The organism is Methanobrevibacter sp. UBA188, assembly GCF_905234905.1.
Classification (GTDB): Archaea; Methanobacteriota; Methanobacteria; order Methanobacteriales; family Methanobacteriaceae; genus Methanocatella.
Window position 1 is genome coordinate 35,957 of the sequence record NZ_CAJOJM010000004.1, and the last position, 18,291, is coordinate 54,247.

An 18,291-nucleotide genomic window follows, 5' to 3' on the forward strand; every position below is an offset into this window, starting at 1 on the left:
TTTATATTTTTTCAGCAACACTTATTTTTTACATTAAATTCTCATATAAACAAAACTTTAATAAGTAATGGTTACTAAAATTTTATATGTTATATTTATTAACAAATTATTTAATCAAAATTATTATGGAGCGTAATTTTTATGGCTATAGATAACGGAGATTTTGTTAGAGTAAACTTTACTGGTAAAATAAAAGAAACTGATGACGTATTTGATACTACTTATGAAGAAATAGCACAAGAAGCAGGAATTTTCGAAGAAAATAAAACTTACAAAGCAATTCCAATTGTTGTTGGAGGAAATCATTTATTACCTGCTATTGAAGAAGCAATTAAAGGATTAGATGCTGGAGACACCAAACATGTTGAAGTTGAATCAGATAATGCATTCGGACCAAGAGATCCTAAAATGATTCAATTAGTACCTATGAAAGAGTTCAAAAAACAAGGTATGACTCCATATCCTGGTATGAAAATCCAATCTGAAGGTTCAACCGGTAAAATCTTAACCGTTAACGGTGGAAGAGTAAAAGTTGATTTCAACCACGAATTAGCAGGAAAAGACTTAATTTATGATGTTGAAGTAACTGAAATCATTGACAATCCTGAAGATAAAATTAAAAGTATGATCGAGTTACACTACTCCAATCCTAATGTCGATATCGAAAAAACTGAAATCGACATCGTTGATGGCGTTGCAAATATTAAATTAGATGAAATGGCTAAATTCGACCAACAATCTTACATGGACATTACCTTTGCAAGATTCAGAATTGCTAAAGACATCTGGGACAACATCGAAGAAATTACCAAAGTTAATTTCGTAGATGAATTCGAAAAAAGAGAAGAATCTGACGACGAAGAAGACGAAGAATAGATTCATTTTCTGAGTTATTTTTAATAATAACTCCTTTTTTTACTTATTTTTAAATATTATTTTTTATAAACCATTATTCATGTTACAACTTAATGAACTTTTAGATATTTTTAATGAAGGCAAAACATTGGTAATGGATGAAGAAGCTGCTGACGCTTGTAATTATTATTCCCAGGAAGCGCAAAAGATTACTTGTGAAATTAATTATACTTACCATGATTTTGATGAAATCAGGGATTTATTTTCAAAATTGATTGGTTGTAAAGTCAGTGATGATTTTAGAGTTTTTCCACCATTTTTCACAGATTTCGGAAAGAATATACATCTTGGAAAAAATGTCTTTATCAATGCAGGCTGCAAATTCCAGGACCAAGGCGGAATCTATATCGGGGATAATGTGCTCATTGGCCATAATGTTGTCCTGGCCACTTTAAACCATGATGAAAATCCTGCCAAAAGAGGTAATTTGAAACCTTCATCAATTAAAATAGGCAATGATGTATGGATTGGATCTAATGCTACAGTTCTTGCAGGTGTCACAATCGGTGATGGTGCTATTGTTGCAGCAGGAGCTGTTGTAACTCGGGATGTTGCTGAAAATACAATTGTTGGTGGGGTTCCGGCAAAGTATATTCGTGATGTCAAAATGGATTAAATCTTTTTTCCTTTATGGATGGCCACAATTCCAGGTATTTCATCTACCTTCAATTCAAACATGGCTTCCATACCTTCTTTTTCGAATAAAACACATTTCTTTTCCAATACTTTATTTGTAAGCAATGCTGCTACCGGTGGTGTGATAACAAAAATGGAATTGTTTTTATTTAATTCAATTGCAGTCTCATCACTCAGGGTTCCTTTTCCTATATGGATTTTAACGCCATTTTCACTTAAAAAAGGAATTGTGGATTCAATTTCCTCTTTATTACTTGTTGTTGGGGCTATTCCTGCATCGCTAAATGCTGTATGCATTATGACCATTCCATCCATGTCGAATGGTATTTCATTTTTCTTGATTAATTTGACTAATTGGGGGAGTGCTGCGTCACGGCCAGTATAAATAGTTCCGGAAATGGTGATTTTATCGCCAACATCAAGATTTTTCAGGTCACTATCTGTGATTGGTGTTTTTAATTCTTTCATACTACATATATTTGTATTGTATTTTTTATATAATTTTTATTTTAGGTGATATTTTAATAAGATATTTAAATGTTTGTTAACAAAGATATATCATAATCTGTATTTATTTATTATGGATTTTTTAGGAGATTTTAAAATTGATTATTATTAATGAAGATTTGTGTAAAGGATGTCACCTTTGCTTGTTTATGTGCTACAAGAATGTATATGCAATTTCTTCAGAAGTTAATAAAAAAGGTGTGCAATTGCCTTTTGTTAAGTTTGAAGAAAGATGTACAAAATGTGGTACTTGTGAAGTTGCATGTCCCGATCAAGCTATTACAGTAGATTTAGGTGAAAACTGGTGGATGGATGAAGATAACAATACAAACTTCAATCCTAAATTTACAAATGGCAAAAAGTAGGTGTTAAAAAATGGCTCAAGAATTTTTTATTCAAGGTAATGAAGCATGTGCTAAAGGCGCAATAACTGCAGGTTGTAGATTTTTTGCAGGTTATCCCATTACTCCTTCTACTGAAGTTGCAGAAACTCTTGCTAGAGAATTGCCTAAAGTAGGTGGTTCATTTGTTCAAATGGAAGATGAAATTGCTTCTGCAGGTGCGATAATTGGTGGTTCTTGGGGAGGAACCAAATCAATGACCGCAACTTCAGGACCTGGTATTTCATTAATGCAGGAAAATATTGGTTATGCATTTATTAGTGAAACTCCAATGGTTATTGTTGATGTTCAAAGAGGTTCTCCTTCAACTGCTCAACCAACAATGACTGCACAAGGTGATATGATGCAAGCTCGTTGGGGTTCTCATGGAGATTATGAACCAATCGCATTAGCACCATCAAGCGTTCAGGAATTTTTTGATTTCACAATTAAGGCATTCAACTTAGCTGAAGAATTTAGATGCCCTGTATTTGTCATGGCTGATGAAATTGTTGGTCATATGAGAGAAAAAATCACTGTTGAAGATGATATTGAAATAGTTCCAAGAAAAAGACCTGAAAAATCAGATAAATATTTACCATTTAAAAATGTTGAAAATGGAACTAATCCTATGCCTTCTTTTGGTGACGGGTTTAATATTCATGTTACTGGATTAACTCATGATGAAAGAGGATATCCGGATACAAACAATCCTGAAACTCATGATAAATTAGTTCAAAGAATTTGTGATAAAATTTTAAATAATAGGGATAAAATATGTTCTGTTCAATCAGATAAATGTGAAGATGCAGATATTATGATTTTATCATATGGCTCACCGGTAAGGTCTGTTGTCGAAGCTGTAAACAAAGCTAGGGATGAAGGTAAAAAAGTTGGTTATATTAAACTTGACACTCCATGGCCGTTTCCAGAAGAACAGGTTATTCAATTGTCATCTAATGCAGATGATGTGATTGTGGTGGAAATGAATTTAGGTCAAATGTATTATGAAGTTGATCGAGTTCTTAAAAGAAGTGCTAATGTTCATTTGATGGGTAAAATTGGAGGAGCAATGCCAACTCCTGATGAAATATTAGTTCAAATTAATAGAATAGGAGGAAACTAAATGTCAGAACAAAAAGAAAATAGGTTTCTCCCATATTTAAGGGAAGATAGGTTGCCTCATATTTTTTGTCCGGGTTGTGGAAATGGTGCGATTATCAATGCATTTTTAGCAGCTATGGAAAAAGCAGAAATGGATTTTGATAATATTGCTATGGTTTCTGGAATTGGATGTTCTTCAAGAATTCCTGGTTATTTAAACTGTGATTCACTTCATACAACTCATGGAAGAGCTTTAAGTTTTGCAACTGGTTTAAAAGTTGCTAATAAAGATTTGGATGTGGTTGTTTTCACTGGTGATGGTGATGCTGCTTCTATTGGAGGTAATCATTTAATTCATGCCGCAAGAAGAAATATTAATCTTACTGTTATTTGTATCAATAATAATATTTATGGTATGACTGGTGGTCAGATTAGTCCTACCTCTCCTAAAGGTAGTTTTGGAACAACTGCACCTTACGGTAATCGTGATGCTCCATTTAAATTGGCTGAACTTGTTGCAGCTGCCGGTGCATCTTATTCTGCAAGATGGACTACTGTTCAAATTGAAAATCTTGTTTTATCAATTAAAGAAGGTTTGAAAAATCCTGGATTTTCATTTATTGAAGTTGCAACTCAATGTCCTACTTATTTTGGTCGTAAAAATAAACTTAAAACTCCTACTGCAATGGCTGCAGTTATGAAAGCAAATACTGTGTTCAAATCTGCTGCAGAAAGAATGAGAGCAAAAGAGTTAGAGGGAAAAATTGTTGTTGGTGAATTTGCTAACTCTCAAAGAGATGAATTTACTGAAGGCATTGAAAAAATTAGTGTGGAAAAATCTGGTAAAAAAACTATTGTCAATTCCGCATTTGAATCTAAATTATAGGTGGAAATATGAGAACTGAAATAAGAATTGGTGGATTTGGAGGTCAAGGTGTAATCCTTGCAGGTATCATATTAGGTAAAGCTGCAAGTTTGTTTGATGAAAAGGAAGCTGTTCAAACTCAATCTTATGGTCCTGAAGCTCGTGGAGGGGCTTCTAAATGTGAAGTTGTTATTAGTGATAGTGAAGTTGATTATCCTAAAGTTCAAAGTCCAGATATTTTAATTGCTATGTCTAATGAGGCTTTAATTAAATATATTGTTGATTTAAAGGATAATGGAACTTTAATTGTTGACCCCGGAACAACAGATGTTGAAGATGTAAGAGAGTTTATTGATGAACATAATATTAAGGTTCATGAAGCTCCAGCTACTAAAACTGCAACTGATGAAATAGGTTTAAAAATTGTGGCAAATATAGTTATGGTTGGAGCAATTACAAAAATTACTAATGTCATATCTAAAGATGCGGCTATTAAAGCCATTGAGGATAGTGTTCCTAAAGGAACTGAAGAAAAAAATATTAAAGCTTTTGAAGCTGGATTTAATTTAGTTGAATAGGTGTTACAATGAGATTTTTTGAAAATATAGCAAAACAAATTTTTAATCAAGAGGGCATACCAATTTTAGAAGGACATGTCGCTTACTCTCCTGAGGAAGCTATGACTATCTCTTCTGAAATGGGCGTTCCTGTAGTGATAAAGGCTCAAGTTTTAACCGGTGGTAGAGGTAAAGCAGGTGGTGTAAAATTTGCAAATAACCCTGGTGAAGCTTTAAAAGTAGCTGATGAAATTTTGGGAATGGAAATCAAAGGCGAAAAAGTTAAACATTTATTGATTGAGAAAAAAGCCGAAATTTTAAATGAATTTTTCGTAACTGTATCCGTAGATAGAGGTGCTAGAAAACCCGTTATTTTGGCAAGTAAGGAAGGTGGGGTTGAAATTGAAAATTTAGCAAAAACAAACCCTGAAAAAATCATTAAATATTATCCAAATCCTTTAATTGAATTTTTACCTTATGAGGCACGTGAAATTGCACGTAGAATGGGTGTTCCATCTGAATTAATTTCACCAATGGGTGACATGATTTGGAAATTATATGATGTATTTGAAAAGTATGATGCGGATACCGCTGAAATCAACCCGTTAGTTTTAACTCCTCAAGGATTGATTGCTGCCGATGCAAAACTTGTTGTTGAAAATGATGCATTATTCAGACATCAGGACTTGGTTGAAAGACTTCACTACAAAAAGAAAGCTGTTGACTTTGTGCAATTGGATGGTGACATTGCCGTAATCGGTAATGGTGCAGGTTTAACATTAACTGCTATGGATATGATTAAACTTAACGGTGGAGAACCAGCGACCTTTTTAGATATTGGTGGTGGAGCTTCCGAACAAATAATTGACCAGGCTTTAAACCTTGTATTGAGTTATGAACCAGTTAAAGTTGTGTTCCTGAATGTTTTAGGTGGAATTACTAAGGCGGATGATGTTGCTCGTGGTGTAATTAAAGCTTTAGAACATTGTGAAAGAAAGGTTCCTATTGTCATTAGACTAACCGGTACTAATGAAGAGGAAGGTCAAAGAATTTTAGAAGAAGCTGGCATTTCCTATGAAGTTTCAATGGAAAAAGCTGCTCTTAAAGCTGTTGAGTTATGCAATGAGTTAAAAGCTAAATAATTTAGTTTTAATCAATATTTCATTAAATCTTAATTGTTTGCATTAAAATTAATTGTCGTCATTACATAATGTAATGATGACTTTCAAACCTATTTTTTATATTAAAAAGAGTTATTCCAGTAGGACTACTCTGCTAACTTTGGATTCATTAACTATTTCTCTGCCGCATTCATTTCCTATTTTTGTTGCAAATTCTGTAACTTCATCAAATGTTGGCATGTTGTCTGGTGTTAATCTGTCTCGTGATGAACCGACGCACATGTATGCTTTTACTTCAACATAATCGGGATTTGCCTTATCGATTAATTTTGCATATTCTTCGGGATTTTCCATATTTCTTCCTTTGACACAGGTATTTCGTATACATGTTCTGGAGTTGAAACTGGATAATGTTTCAAGTGATTCATTTAAATTAATCCATGCATCGTTTATTCTAGGTCTGCAGACTGTATTAAATATTTTCTCGTTAGGCGCATCTAAGGAAAGGTATAGTTGGTACGGATCGTTTTCCAGATTTCTTAGTCTGTCTACGCATTGGCCATTGCTCACTACAAATGTTGTAAAGTCCCTTCGGTTAAACTCTCCAATCAATTCATCAATTTTCGGATAGAGTGTAGGTTCGCCGGCCAGGGAAATGGCTGCATTGGTTGGCTTTTTCAGTTCATCTAACTTTTTTTTGTTTGCTTTGTCATTTCCATAAAATCCGCATAATAGATTATTCTGTGCTTCAATTGCTCCGTCGATTATGGTTTTAGGGTCATCGTATTCTTCATCTTCCCAATTGGTTTGGGTATATGTTAGGTCTCTCCAGCAGAATTCGCATTCCTGTTGGCAGTTGGGAACTGCTGGAGACATTTGCAAGCATCTGTGTGATTCGATTCCATAGAACTTTTCCTTATAGCAAACGCCTTTATCAACTATGCTTTGGCGTGTCCAATGGCATGTCTTGACTGCGGCATGGCCATGTTGTCCGACGAATCTGTATCCACTTTTTTCTAATTTTTCTATTTGGCTTTCATTGAATGACATAAAATCAAGTTAATGTTTAGTTTTGATAGTATATACATTTATTCAAGTCAAAAACAATTTAACATATATTGAACAATATTATAATTATATTATTAAAAGTATTTATATGTTTAATAATAATATTTTTTATTATGAATTTGTGGAATAAAAATCAAGAAAAGTTATTTTTTACAGAATCCCTAAAACTTGCAAAGGCAAATCATCTGTTCTATCTGGATGAAGACGGTCGGCATTTGGCATACTGGCCGAAAAGTTATAGGGGTGTTAAATCGACATTACAGTCTAGGAATTCATTAATTGGAAACTATACTGAAAATTGGGTTAAAAATCTTTTGAAAAGCCTAATATCTGATGAAAATTTGCATGTGGTCAATCAGGCAAGAATACCTGCTTTGGGCATCACATCAAGGTCTCCTGCAGATATTGTAATTTCAACTGTTGATAAAAAAATTTTAAAAGCCAGTGAAGTTAAAGTAATATTTGAGGTTAAGATGTCAATAGTGTGGAATTGGCAATATGATGTAGAGTCAAATGAAATTTTGGAAATTGGTGATTATAGGACTCATCAGGGAAAGCCAAGTTTCACACGTTCAGATTCAATCTTAAAAGCTATTGGAAAATGTATTGATATTCGTGTTTCAAATTTCAAAGCGTCTAAAATACCAATAATTGTTCTGGGCAACGCTCCACTGTCAAATGGATTCTGCAAAAAGGCGGATTATCTGAAAAGTGCAGGCATTATTCAGGGGTTCTGGTCTTTAAACCCATTTCCATTAAATCATGGAAATACAAGAAAAACAACTCCCAAGTCTGGTTTTTTAAGAATGGATTCAAGTATGGAGTTAAAAATACATTTAAATCGTTTATTTAATCAAAATTTAAATTTCTTCTCTGGAATGCAGGATTTGGAATCATTAGGTCAATATATTGAAATGGCAGATATGGAAGATAATTGCAAACAAAAAGGATTGAAATTTTTAAATCTTTTAAAGAGGTCTTAAATTGGTTAGAAAAACACAAACAACATCTTTTGGTTCTGTTGTCAGAGAATCTCATAGTTCAAAGAAGTTTTACAGTTCAAAATTATTTAAGGATTTTGAAGTTCCAAAAAGCATTGATTTTAAAGAGAACGCCATTGATGGTGCTGATTTAAATAGGATATATTGTAAATCCAGCGAAAACATGGATGAAGTTCCAGATGACAGTATTCATTTGATGATTACGTCTCCTCCGTATAACGTTGGAAAGGAATATGATGATGACTTGAGCCTGGATGAATATCTTGAATTGCTGACATCAGTATTTCGCCAGTGCTATAAAAAACTGGTTACTGGTGGAAGAGCATGCATAAACATTGCAAACATTGGACGAAAACCATATATTCCACTTCATGCAATGATAATTGAAATAATGTTGGATTTGGGTTTTTTAATGCGTGGAGAAATTATATGGGATAAATCAGCCAGTGGCGGAGGATCATGCGCATGGGGAAGTTGGATGTCAGCTTCAAACCCGGTTCTTAGGGATTATCATGAATATATTCTGGTATTTTCAAAAGGTTCATATTCCAAAAATAAAAAACAAGCCAAAAAGGACACTATTGAAAGGGATGATTTTATCAGTTGGACAAAAAGTATTTGGACATTTCCGGCAGTAAACGCTAAAAAAATTGGCCATCCTGCTCCATTTCCTGTTGAATTGCCCCATAGACTTATAAATCTTTATAGCTATGAAGGTGATGTCGTTTTAGACCCTTTTTGCGGAAGCGGTACAACTTGCATTGCAGCAGTTCAAAACAATCGTAGCTATATTGCTTATGACATTAAAAGGGAATATGTTGAATTGGCTGAAAAAAGAATTTCCAATCAAAAATTTATTTAATAATGTTATTCAAATATAATTATCAAAGAGTAGTTGTGGGATTATTATGGACACACCAATTGTTATATTAAACTATAAAACTTATTTGGAATCAAGTGGTATGAATGCATTAGAACTTGCACATGACTTAGAAAGCGCTGCAAGTGAATCTGGAATTACTATGGTTGCAGCTCCACAGGCTGCTGATATTTATAGAATTAGTGAAGAAACTTCCATTCCAATTTTTGCTCAACATATAGATCCGATTTCTCCAGGTGGACACACAGGATCCAACTTAATCAATACTTTAATTGATGCTGGAATAAGCGGTTCTTTAATTAATCATTCAGAAAATAGGATGAAGTTGGCTGACATCGATGAAGTTGTGAAATTATGTAAAGTCAATGGAATTGAATCATGTGTTTGTACTAACAATATTGAAACTTCAAAAGCTATTGCCGCTCTTGCACCTACTGCAGTAGCTGTTGAACCTCCTGAATTGATAGGTACCGGTATTCCTGTTTCACAAGCTCAACCTGAAGTTGTTGAAGATTCAGTAAAAGAAGTTAAAGCCATCAATAAAGATGTTAAGGTTTTATGTGGTGCTGGAATAACTACTGGTGATGACATGAAAGCTGCTATGGATTTGGGTGCTGATGGAGTATTGCTTGCATCCGGAATTATTAAAGCAGAAAGTCCAAAAGAAGCCTTACTTGATTTGGTAAGTAAATTGTGATGATGTGAGATAATGGTGGATTTTAATACAATTGATGATTTTGATATTGAAGATAAAACTGTATTGGTTAGAATTGATATTAACTCTCCGGTAGATCCAAGCTCTGGGATTATATTGGATGACACTCGATTAAAATTGCATGCTCAGACTGTTAAGGAATTGTCTAATAAAGGGGCTAAAGTAGTACTTCTTGCTCATCAAAGCCGTCCGGGCAAAAAGGATTTCACAACCTTGTCCCAACATGCACAGGCATTGTCAGATATTCTAAATTTAAGGGTTAAATACGCTGATTCATTATTTTCCAATGCTGCTAAAGAAGCAATCAAATCTCTTAAGCCGCATGAAATTTTATTACTTGAAAATGCACGTTTCTTTTCAGAGGAGTCCCTTTCAAGAACTCCTGAAGAACAGTCAAAAACTTTACTTGTAAGGCATTTGTCTCCATTAATCGATTACTTTGTAAATGATGCTTTTGCAGCTGCTCATAGATCTCAGGCATCATTGGTTGGTTTTACTGTTGATACTCCTTCAGCTGCGGGACGTGTTATGGAAAAAGAGTTGACTGTAATTCAAGATGCGCTCGATAATGTGGAACATCCATGCGTATTCCTGCTTGGTGGAATGAAGCCTGAAGATTCCATCGATGTTATGGAAAACGTATTGAGCAACGGTACTGCAGATTCCATATTGACAACAGGTATTGTTGGAAACATTGTTTTATGGGCTGCAGGCGTTGATATCGGTCAGGTTAATAAGGATTTCATTGCAAGCAGAGGATATAGGGACATGGTCGAAAAAGCCAAAGAATTAATCGATAGATTTGGCGATAAGGTAAAATATCCTATTGATGTTGCTTGTGATATTGACGGTCAAAGGGTTGACATTGATTTTAAAGAAATTCCTAATAAATCCATTTTTGACATTGGTGTTAAGACTATTTCATATTATGCAAAAGAAATCAGGGACGCCAAATACATTTTCGCTAATGGTCCTGCAGGTGTATTTGAAGACCCTAAATTTTCAATGGGTACTGAAGACTTGATTAATGCTATGGCTACCTCAAAAGGTTTCACTTTAATTGGTGGAGGTCATATTGCTGCAGCTACTGCTGGTTTGGGTCTTGAAGAACATATGAGCCATTTAAGTAGTGGTGGCGGAGCTTGTATTAGTATGTTGGCAGGTAAAAAGCTTGCTGCTGTAGAAGCTTTGAAAAATAGTAAAAAATAATATTTTTTTACTTTTATATCCTTTTTTTAATTTTCTCTATTTAATCCTTAGGAGATTTAACTAAATCTTTCACACACTACAAACTATTTTTTAGCTTAAAAAGCCTATGATTGCAGTTAATGTAAACACGCTTAAAACAACATTTGTAAATGTTAAAGATCCCATCAAATCAGCATCAAGGCCATATTCTATAGCAAGTACCAGAGCATTTCCTGCAGTTGACATTCCTGCTTCAAGAATTGCAATGTTAAAAGCCATACCTGATATCTTGAATATTGAAAGCAGTCCAAACATTATTACAGGAGCAATCACCAGCTTAATGACAGATACTGCTATTGAAGGAGAGAGATAGTTTTTCACATTTCCAAAATCAAGTGAAAGACCCAGTGACAGCATGATTAATGGTATTGTAGCCTGTCCGAAATAGTTTAGAGTGTTTTCAACAACATAAATCAGCGGAATATTGAAAACATTAAATATTAATGCCAATATCACTGCCCAGACTGGAGTAAAGGTCAGTGCTTTTTTTAATGCCTCCTTTCTGTTGCCTCCGAATTTAGTTGCAAGGATAACGCCGTAGAGAACTACCCATGTTGATGTTGCAAGATCATAAAACACCGCATTGATAAATCCTTCATTTCCAAAAACCCCTAATGATACTGGAAATCCTATAAACCCAGTATTCATGATTGATGCTGCAATAATTATTGTCCATGTGGTCTTTTTAGAGTAATTTCTCACTCTACAGTAAGCATATGCTATGACTATAAGTATGCATGTTAGGGTAAAACCCAGAACAGGTAAAAAGAGCATGTTATGAGATATCTGGGCATCATACAGATTTATAAAAATCATTGCAGGAAGTGCAATGTATAAAACAATCTTTGAAAGAAGTTCCCTATCTGATTTTTTTAGAAAACCCTTTTGCCTTAAAAATACTCCTAACAGAATCATTATTGTCGGCACTAAAATAACTTCAATTGGACTTGCCATCTAAACTTCCTCAATTAATCATTTCTATATTATTATTTAATATTTTTTGATATAAGATAATCATTGTTTTAAATTGAATTTAGGTTAAAAATCATGACTTTCAATAATGAAATTCAATTTACTACAAAAATAAGAAAAATAAGAAAAACTATCAATAATTTAAATTATTGAAAAGCCCTTAAAATAAAATTAACTATTAAAAATATTTAATAGCTCTTCGGATGATTTTTTAGGATTTTCAGAACTCATTATTGCACTAACGACAGATAATCCTGCGATTCCGGTGTCAATTAATGTGGATGCATTGTCAAAATTTATTCCTCCAATTGCAACAACCGGAATGTTTATTGACTCGACAATTTCTTTTAAATCCTCTTTGGTAATTGAAGGAGCATCGTCTTTGGTTGCTGTTGGAAAAACCGCACCTGTTCCAATGTAATCGGCACCATCTCTTTCAGCTTTTTTTGCCTCTTCAATGGTTGCAGCTGAAACGCCCAATATTTTATCTTTTCCGATTAGCTTTCTTGTAACGTCACAAGGCAGGTCTGATTGTCCAACATGCACTCCATCGGCATCAATGGCCAGTGCTACGTCAACTCTGTCATTGATAATTAATGGAACATTGTATCTTGTGGTAATCTCTTTAACTTTCAGTGCCAATTCATAAAAATCCAGAGTTTCTGCTGTTTTTTCTCTAATTTGAACTACAGTTACTCCGCCTTTTATTCCTTCTTCTATTGTATTTAAGAATTTTTCTACATCATCACTGTTGTCGGTGACGAGGTAAAGTGATAAGTCTATTTTATTCATAATATCCTGATGTTTGATTCATTTATTAAGCTTTCAGCATTGGTTTTATAAATGTAATCAATTAAATAAGCTCTAAATGATCCTGTTCCTTCATCTTTTTCATCTACTTTTGCTCTTGCTTTTTCACCTGCAAGGTTCATTGCCAAAATTGCCACCAAGCTTCCTTCAAGTGGAGTTGATCCTCCAATACAACTTCCAACTATAGATGACAACATGCATCCGCTGCCTGTAATTAAAGGCATCATGTCGTCTCCATTGTCAATGGCTATTGTTGTTTTTCCATCGCTTAATATGTCTATTGGTCCGCTTGCTAAAATTGTTGTATCCAATTTTTCTGCAAGTTCTCTTATGATTTCTCCATTTGCAGATAGGTTTTCTTCAGTAATTATGTCATCAATATTTACATCAACGCCTTTTGCAGTGTTATTTTCATCGATAACACCAACTAATTTGGCAATTGATTTGATTTCTGTAATGTTTCCGCGTATTGCGGCCATATTATAATTATTAATTAGGTCCATGGTTGTTTTGTTTCTAAGTTCTGTTACGCCAACACCTACAGGATCAAGTATTATTGGGGTGTCGGTTTCATTTGCTGCTTTTGCACTTACATTCATGGAATTGATTTGTTCTTTGCTTAATTTGCCGATATTTATAACTAATGCATCTGCTATGGTTACAACTTCTTCGAGCTCTTCTGCATCTTCAGCCATAAATGGTGATCCTCCAATTGCAAGAACTGCATTTGCACAATCGTTGATTGTAACTGAATTGGTTATGCAGTGTGTTAAAGGATTTTTTTCTTTTATTTGAGATAAAGTTTCATTAATATTATTAAGCAAACTTTCTTTTTGATTTGTCATGATTATTAATTATAAATTCTATAATATTTATATTTTCATATTTTTTAGTGAATTTATAGTAAAGTATTTAAACTACTTTTAACATAAATTACATTGTTCTATAATATAGAGTTACGCCTCGGTGGCTCAGTCTGGTAGAGCGCGAGACTTGTAATCTCGTGGTCGCGGGTTCAATTCCCGTCCGGGGCTTTATAATTTTATATTCAATTTTGATTTTTCATCATTTTGTTGAAATTATAGTAACCTTTATATAATAGAATGTTTATATTATTATTAGTATGCTATCTCATGCATAGTTATGCGTGGGTCCGTAGGGTAGCTTGGTCGATCCTTTGGGCTTTGGGAGCCTGAGACTCCGGTTCAAATCCGGGCGGACCCATTTTCCCGCCTTAGCTCAATTTGGCAGAGCGTTGGACTGTAGATCCAAATGTTGCTGGTTCAAGTCCGGCAGGCGGGATTCCAATATTTATTTATTTGTTATCATATGTTATTTTTTAGCAAAATATTGCTATTTTCCAAAACATTTATATATGATGATGTAAATATTTATTAAATAGTGTATTATTACACATTATCGTTTAAGTATTTCTTGCCCTGGTGGTGTAGGGGCTATCATGTGGGCCTGTCGAGCCCGCGACTCGGGTTCAAATCCCGGCCAGGGCGCTTCAAATACTAGATGATAAAAATTCATGTAGGCCTGTAGCTCAGTCTGGCAGAGCGCTTGGCTTTTAACCAAGCGGCCGCGGGTTCAATTCCCGTCAGGCCTGTTTCTAATTTTATATTTTAACTTTTCTATCTGGAGGAAAAAATTTGAAAATTGATATTCAAGACCATATGTTAGTACCAACACATGAAATCATGACCGAAGATGAAATTGCTGATGAATTTAGTGATGTTGAGTATGATTTTAAAAATCTTCCTAAAATTAGATCAAATGATCCTGTTGTAAAAGCTATTGATGCAAAACCAGGAGATATTTTAAGGATTACTCGTGAAAGTCAAACTGCGGGTGTGTTTGTTACTTATAGGATAGTGGAAGATTAATTTAAATATAATTTTAGAGTTAGTGAAATTTATATATAGTATAATTTCTGTGTTTTTTTCTTTTTAGAAATTCATTATAATAAATTTAACTTAGTTTGAGAGGAATTATCTTATAGGAGATAGTTATGAGTAAATTAAGAATAATGATTAAATGAATTAGTTGTTAGGTTTTTACCTAATCTTATTATTTACTTTTATTTAGTTTATTATTTTTATAGCGTTTACGTAAATGCTGGAGGAAGTCCATGACAGAGAATAATTGGAAATTAGTTGATGCATTTTTCGATAAATATGATTTAGTAGATCACCATATTAAGTCATATAATGATTTTGTAAATAATAGGATTCAAAATATCATTGATATTACTGAACCTATTACATTAGATGATGGAAAATACACTTTAAAAACTGGTAAAGTACGTATTGAGAAACCATCTAATAAAGAAGCAGACGGATCAAGCAGTATTATTGACCCGACTGAAGCAAGACTTAGAAATTTAAATTATTCTGCAGACATGTACCTTGAAATGGCATTAAATGCTGAAGGAGAAGATAATCCTTTGGAAGAAGTATACATTGGCGAATTGCCTGTTATGCTCAAATCTGATATTTGCCACCTCAATGGTTTAACTGCTGAAGAATTAATTGAAAAACATGAAGATCCTCAAGATTTAGGAGGTTACTTTATTGTAAATGGTTCAGAAAGAGCTGTTGTTACAATGGAAGAAATTGCTCCAAATAAAATCATTCTTGAAAGATTGGATGAAGTTGAAGATAGACATGCTAAAGCAGTCGTAACTTCAATTAAAAGTGGTTTCAGAGCTAGAATTACTTTGGAATATAAAAAACCACGTAAGAATGGTGTATTTTTAAGAATTTCTTTCCCATACCTTCCGGGTGAAATTCCATTAGTTATTTTATTAAGGGCTCTTGGATTATCTACCGATCAGGAAATTATTACAGCAATATCTGATGACAATAACTTCCAGATGATGGTTGCAGACGATATTCAGGTTTCACTTGAAGCTTTAAAATTGGATCAAACTGAAATGGATAGCATGACTCTTGATGAAAGAAGAGAATACATGCAGGATGCTGCTATTAAATACATAGGTAACAGAGTAGCTAAAAACATGCCTGCCGACTATCGTACAAAACGTGCTACCGATGTAATAAACCGTTACTTATTGCCTCATATGGGTACTGAACCTGAAAGATGTTATGATAAGGCTATTTACTTAGCTGAAATGACTGAAATGTTACTTGAAGTTATTGAAGAAAAAAGAGAACCTCACGATAAGGACCATTATACTAACAAAAGACTCAGAGTATCTGGAGATTTAATGGAAGATTTATTCAGAGTCGCTTTCACTAACTTGACCAGAGATATGAGTTATCAACTTGAAAGAAGTCTTTCCCGTGGAAAAGACCTTTCAATTAAGCAAGCTGTTCGTAGTGATGTTTTAACTGAAAATATTAAGCACGCTATTGCTACCGGTAATTGGGTAGGTGGAAGAGCTGGTGTTAGTCAGTTATTAGACAGAACTAGTTACATGGGTACACTTTCTCACTTAAGACGTGTTGTATCTCCATTAACCAGAAGTCAACCTCACTTTGAAGCAAGAGATTTACATCCAACTCAATTTGGTAAAATATGTCCAAACGAAACTCCTGAGGGACCTAACTGTGGTTTGGTAAAGAATTTGGCTTTAATGTGTAATATTTCTGAAGGTTCTGATGAACAGGAAATTATAGATGTTATTGAAAGTATGGATGTATTAATTAAATAAGCTAAGGAGGGAATTTATTTGCAAAAATGTAAGATTTACATAAATGGTGAACTTCTCGGGGCTTGTGAAAATCCGGTTGAGTTTACTCAAGAAATGAGAGAAAAAAGAAGAAATGGTGAAGTCTCTCATGAAATGAATATTACCTATTACGAAGACAATAATGAGATTTATATATTTAATGATCCTGGAAGGGCAAGAAGGCCATTAATCATTGTTAAAGAGGGCGTTCCACTTCTTAAAGAAGATCATTTAAATAAAATCGCTAATGGAAAATTAAGATGGGACGATTTGATAGATGATGGTCTTATCGAATATTTGGATGCTGAAGAGGAAGAAAACTCATACATTGCAATGTCTTTAGCTGATTTGAATGAAGAACACACTCATTTAGAAATTGACCCAGCTACCATGCTTGGTATCTGTGCTGGAATTATCCCATTCTCTGATCACAACTCTTCTCCAAGGAATACAATGGAAGCAGGTATGACAAAACAGGCTTTAGGTTTATATGTATCTAACTATGCATTACGTACTGATACAAGGGCTCACTTGTTACACCATCCACAAACTCCTATTGTAAAAACACGTATTATCGATTCAACTAATTACGATTTAAGACCATCCGGTCAAAACTTTGTTGTTGCATTAATGTCTTATGAAGGATACAACATGGAAGACGCAATGGTCATTAACAAAGGTGCTTTAGAAAGAGGTTTAGCTAGATCTTCTTTCTTCAGGGCTTACGATACTTCAGAAAAAAGATACGCCGGTGGGCAAGTTGACAAATTTGAAGTTCCTGACAAAAACATTAAAGGATACAGATCCGAGGAAGCTTACAGAAACTTGGACGATGACGGTGTAGTTAACCCTGAATCTGTCGTAAAATCCGGTGATGTATTAATTGGAAAAACTTCACCACCAAGATTCTTGGAAGAGGACTTCGGTACTGTTGCTGATAGAAGAAGAGAAACTTCCGTAACTGTAAGACATGGTGAAAAAGGTATTGTTGATGCAGTTCTTTTATCAGAAACTGTTGAAGGTTCAAGATTAGCAAAAATTAGAGTAAGGGATACAAGACAACCTGAATTTGGTGATAAATTCGCATCAAGACACGGTCAGAAAGGGGTTGTCGGTTTAATATTATCTCCTGAAGACATTCCATTTACTGAATTTGGTGTTGTGCCTGATTTAATTGTTAACCCTCACGCTATTCCATCAAGGATGTCTATTGGACAGGTGCTTGAGATGGTTGCAGGTAAAGCAGGTTGTCTCGAAGGTGAAAGGGTGGATGCAACTCCATTCAACCAAGCTCTTGAAGATGAAATCAAACAGCAACTCTTAAACAACGGTTTTGAATCTGCAGGATGCGAATCTCTCTACAGTGGAGTAACCGGTGAAAGATTGGATGCTGAAATATTTGTCGGTGTTGCTTATTACCAAAAATTACACCACATGACTACTGATAAAGTTTATGCTCGTTCCAGAGGTCCAGTACAAGTGCTTACACGTCAACCTACTGAAGGTAGAGCACGTGAAGGTGGTTTAAGATTTGGAGAAATGGAAAGAGATTGTCTTATTGCACACGGTGCAGCATTAACTTTAAAAGAAAGACTTTTAGATGAATCAGACAAATACGAAGCTATTGTCTGTGAAAACTGTGGTATGTTAGCAGTATATGATAAGAATAGAAATAAGAAATACTGTCCAATTTGTGGAGATGTCGAAACATACCCTGTTGAAATATCTTATGCATTTAAATTATTATTAGACGAACTTAAGAGTTTATGTATTTTCCCTAAATTAGTTTTAGGAGACAAAGCATAATTAAATTGA

The 18,291-nt window shown here is 34.2% G+C and carries 19 protein-coding genes and 5 tRNA genes; 19 read left to right on the forward strand and 5 right to left on the reverse strand.

The annotated features are described in order from the left end of the window. Positions 1-141: 141 nt before the first annotated feature. Complete coding sequence (locus QZ143_RS01615; protein ID WP_292606412.1) at positions 142-876, forward strand: peptidylprolyl isomerase; 735 nt, start codon at positions 142-144, stop codon at positions 874-876. Positions 877-955: 79 nt separating this feature from the next. Continuing rightward, the gene (locus QZ143_RS01620; protein ID WP_292606414.1) at positions 956-1,531 is read left to right on the forward strand and encodes a sugar O-acetyltransferase; all 576 of its coding nucleotides are present in this window, start codon (positions 956-958) and stop codon (positions 1,529-1,531) included. Here QZ143_RS01620 and QZ143_RS01625 read toward each other — a convergent pair. Next, on the reverse strand, positions 1,528-2,019 hold the full coding sequence (locus tag QZ143_RS01625) for a fumarate hydratase C-terminal domain-containing protein (protein ID WP_292606416.1): 492 nt from the start codon (positions 2,017-2,019) through the stop codon (positions 1,528-1,530). The two genes, QZ143_RS01620 and QZ143_RS01625, sit on opposite strands and share 4 nt — an antisense overlap. Positions 2,020-2,156: 137 nt before the next feature. Here QZ143_RS01625 and QZ143_RS01630 point away from each other — a divergent pair, with 137 nt between their 5' ends. From QZ143_RS01630 to sucC, 5 genes are read left to right on the forward strand one after another with little or no spacing between them, the layout of a single operon-like run. Further along, a complete protein-coding gene (locus QZ143_RS01630) occupies positions 2,157-2,423 on the forward strand; it encodes a ferredoxin family protein (RefSeq protein ID WP_292880565.1) in 267 nt (88 codons plus the stop codon). Positions 2,424-2,433: 10 nt separating this feature from the next. Next, positions 2,434-3,564 (forward strand): 2-oxoacid:acceptor oxidoreductase subunit alpha, encoded by a 1,131-nt coding sequence (locus QZ143_RS01635; RefSeq protein ID WP_292880568.1) that lies wholly within the window; start codon positions 2,434-2,436, stop codon positions 3,562-3,564. Continuing rightward, entirely contained in the window at positions 3,565-4,428 is an 864-nt protein-coding gene (locus tag QZ143_RS01640) for a 2-oxoacid:ferredoxin oxidoreductase subunit beta (protein WP_292606422.1), read from the forward strand. It abuts the gene before it with no gap. Between the two features lie 8 nt (positions 4,429-4,436). Continuing rightward, positions 4,437-4,985 carry a 2-oxoacid:ferredoxin oxidoreductase subunit gamma gene (locus tag QZ143_RS01645; protein WP_292606424.1) on the forward strand — a complete coding sequence of 183 codons (549 nt, stop codon included), beginning with the start codon at positions 4,437-4,439 and terminating at the stop codon, positions 4,983-4,985. An 8-nt stretch (positions 4,986-4,993) separates the two neighbouring features. After that, entirely contained in the window at positions 4,994-6,106 is a 1,113-nt protein-coding gene (gene sucC, locus QZ143_RS01650) for an ADP-forming succinate--CoA ligase subunit beta (protein WP_292880571.1), read from the forward strand. A 111-nt stretch (positions 6,107-6,217) separates the two neighbouring features. On the opposite strand, the gene twy1 is transcribed toward sucC, so the two are convergent. Next, positions 6,218-7,135: a 4-demethylwyosine synthase TYW1 gene (gene twy1, locus QZ143_RS01655; protein WP_292606428.1), complete on the reverse strand. Its 918-nt coding sequence runs from the start codon at positions 7,133-7,135 to the stop codon at positions 6,218-6,220. A 131-nt stretch (positions 7,136-7,266) separates the two neighbouring features. Here twy1 and QZ143_RS01660 point away from each other — a divergent pair, with 131 nt between their 5' ends. Genes QZ143_RS01660 through QZ143_RS01675 form a run of 4 tightly spaced genes read left to right on the forward strand, consistent with a single transcriptional unit; the run spans position 7,267 to position 10,958 of the window. After that, positions 7,267-8,136: a hypothetical protein gene (locus QZ143_RS01660; RefSeq protein WP_292880574.1), complete on the forward strand. Its 870-nt coding sequence runs from the start codon at positions 7,267-7,269 to the stop codon at positions 8,134-8,136. 1 nt (position 8,137) lies between these two features. Further along, a complete protein-coding gene (locus QZ143_RS01665) occupies positions 8,138-9,016 on the forward strand; it encodes a site-specific DNA-methyltransferase (RefSeq protein WP_292880582.1) in 879 nt (292 codons plus the stop codon). Positions 9,017-9,062: 46 nt separating this feature from the next. Continuing rightward, positions 9,063-9,731, forward strand: coding sequence for a triose-phosphate isomerase (gene tpiA, locus QZ143_RS01670; RefSeq protein ID WP_292880584.1), 669 nt, complete (start codon positions 9,063-9,065; stop codon positions 9,729-9,731). A gap of 9 nt (positions 9,732-9,740) precedes the next feature. Then, positions 9,741-10,958, forward strand: coding sequence for a phosphoglycerate kinase (locus tag QZ143_RS01675; protein ID WP_292880609.1), 1,218 nt, complete (start codon positions 9,741-9,743; stop codon positions 10,956-10,958). A gap of 90 nt (positions 10,959-11,048) precedes the next feature. Here the strand turns inward: QZ143_RS01675 and QZ143_RS01680 are convergent, their stop codons facing one another. From QZ143_RS01680 to thiM, 3 genes are all read right to left on the reverse strand, one after another. Further along, entirely contained in the window at positions 11,049-11,951 is a 903-nt protein-coding gene (locus tag QZ143_RS01680; RefSeq protein WP_292880587.1) for an AEC family transporter, read from the reverse strand. A 189-nt stretch (positions 11,952-12,140) separates the two neighbouring features. After that, positions 12,141-12,761, reverse strand: a complete 621-nt coding sequence (thiE, locus tag QZ143_RS01685) for a thiamine phosphate synthase (protein WP_292880591.1) — start codon at positions 12,759-12,761, stop codon at positions 12,141-12,143. Then, entirely contained in the window at positions 12,758-13,624 is an 867-nt protein-coding gene (gene thiM / locus QZ143_RS01690; RefSeq protein ID WP_292880595.1) for a hydroxyethylthiazole kinase, read from the reverse strand. Before thiM ends, thiE begins: the two co-directional genes overlap by 4 nt. A 115-nt stretch (positions 13,625-13,739) precedes the next feature. On the opposite strand from thiM, the gene QZ143_RS01695 reads away from it, so the two are divergent. The 8 genes from QZ143_RS01695 (at position 13,740) to rpoB (ending at position 18,282) form a co-directional block, all read left to right on the forward strand. Next, a tRNA-Thr gene (locus tag QZ143_RS01695) sits at positions 13,740-13,813 on the forward strand. Between the two features lie 115 nt (positions 13,814-13,928). Then, positions 13,929-14,003 (forward strand) — tRNA-Pro (locus QZ143_RS01700). A gap of 4 nt (positions 14,004-14,007) precedes the next feature. Continuing rightward, positions 14,008-14,081: transfer RNA gene (locus QZ143_RS01705), tRNA-Tyr, on the forward strand. 134 nt (positions 14,082-14,215) lie between these two features. Next, positions 14,216-14,287, forward strand: a tRNA-Asp gene (locus QZ143_RS01710). 30 nt (positions 14,288-14,317) lie between these two features. After that, positions 14,318-14,391 (forward strand) — tRNA-Lys (locus tag QZ143_RS01715). Positions 14,392-14,434: 43 nt separating this feature from the next. Continuing rightward, entirely contained in the window at positions 14,435-14,668 is a 234-nt protein-coding gene (locus QZ143_RS01720) for a DNA-directed RNA polymerase subunit H (RefSeq protein WP_292606440.1), read from the forward strand. 245 nt (positions 14,669-14,913) lie between these two features. Beyond that, the gene (locus QZ143_RS01725) at positions 14,914-16,458 is read left to right on the forward strand and encodes a DNA-directed RNA polymerase subunit B'' (RefSeq protein ID WP_292606442.1); all 1,545 of its coding nucleotides are present in this window, start codon (positions 14,914-14,916) and stop codon (positions 16,456-16,458) included. An 18-nt stretch (positions 16,459-16,476) separates the two neighbouring features. After that, positions 16,477-18,282 carry a DNA-directed RNA polymerase subunit B gene (gene rpoB, locus QZ143_RS01730; RefSeq protein WP_292606444.1) on the forward strand — a complete coding sequence of 602 codons (1,806 nt, stop codon included), beginning with the start codon at positions 16,477-16,479 and terminating at the stop codon, positions 18,280-18,282. The last annotated feature ends 9 nt before the right edge of the window (positions 18,283-18,291 follow it).

Coding starts and splice junctions, on each gene's coding strand:
- tpiA (WP_292880584.1), top strand. CDS start 9,063: ATGGACACACCAATTGTTATATTAAACTATAAAACTTATTTGGAATCA.
- thiM (WP_292880595.1), bottom strand. CDS start 13,624: ATGACAAATCAAAAAGAAAGTTTGCTTAATAATATTAATGAAACTTTA.
- QZ143_RS01680 (WP_292880587.1), bottom strand. CDS start 11,951: ATGGCAAGTCCAATTGAAGTTATTTTAGTGCCGACAATAATGATTCTG.
- twy1 (WP_292606428.1), bottom strand. CDS start 7,135: ATGTCATTCAATGAAAGCCAAATAGAAAAATTAGAAAAAAGTGGATAC.
- QZ143_RS01640 (WP_292606422.1), top strand. CDS start 3,565: ATGTCAGAACAAAAAGAAAATAGGTTTCTCCCATATTTAAGGGAAGAT.
- QZ143_RS01625 (WP_292606416.1), bottom strand. CDS start 2,019: ATGAAAGAATTAAAAACACCAATCACAGATAGTGACCTGAAAAATCTT.
- sucC (WP_292880571.1), top strand. CDS start 4,994: ATGAGATTTTTTGAAAATATAGCAAAACAAATTTTTAATCAAGAGGGC.
- QZ143_RS01725 (WP_292606442.1), top strand. CDS start 14,914: ATGACAGAGAATAATTGGAAATTAGTTGATGCATTTTTCGATAAATAT.
- QZ143_RS01635 (WP_292880568.1), top strand. CDS start 2,434: ATGGCTCAAGAATTTTTTATTCAAGGTAATGAAGCATGTGCTAAAGGC.
- QZ143_RS01660 (WP_292880574.1), top strand. CDS start 7,267: ATGAATTTGTGGAATAAAAATCAAGAAAAGTTATTTTTTACAGAATCC.
- thiE (WP_292880591.1), bottom strand. CDS start 12,761: ATGAATAAAATAGACTTATCACTTTACCTCGTCACCGACAACAGTGAT.
- QZ143_RS01645 (WP_292606424.1), top strand. CDS start 4,437: ATGAGAACTGAAATAAGAATTGGTGGATTTGGAGGTCAAGGTGTAATC.
- QZ143_RS01620 (WP_292606414.1), top strand. CDS start 956: ATGTTACAACTTAATGAACTTTTAGATATTTTTAATGAAGGCAAAACA.
- QZ143_RS01615 (WP_292606412.1), top strand. CDS start 142: ATGGCTATAGATAACGGAGATTTTGTTAGAGTAAACTTTACTGGTAAA.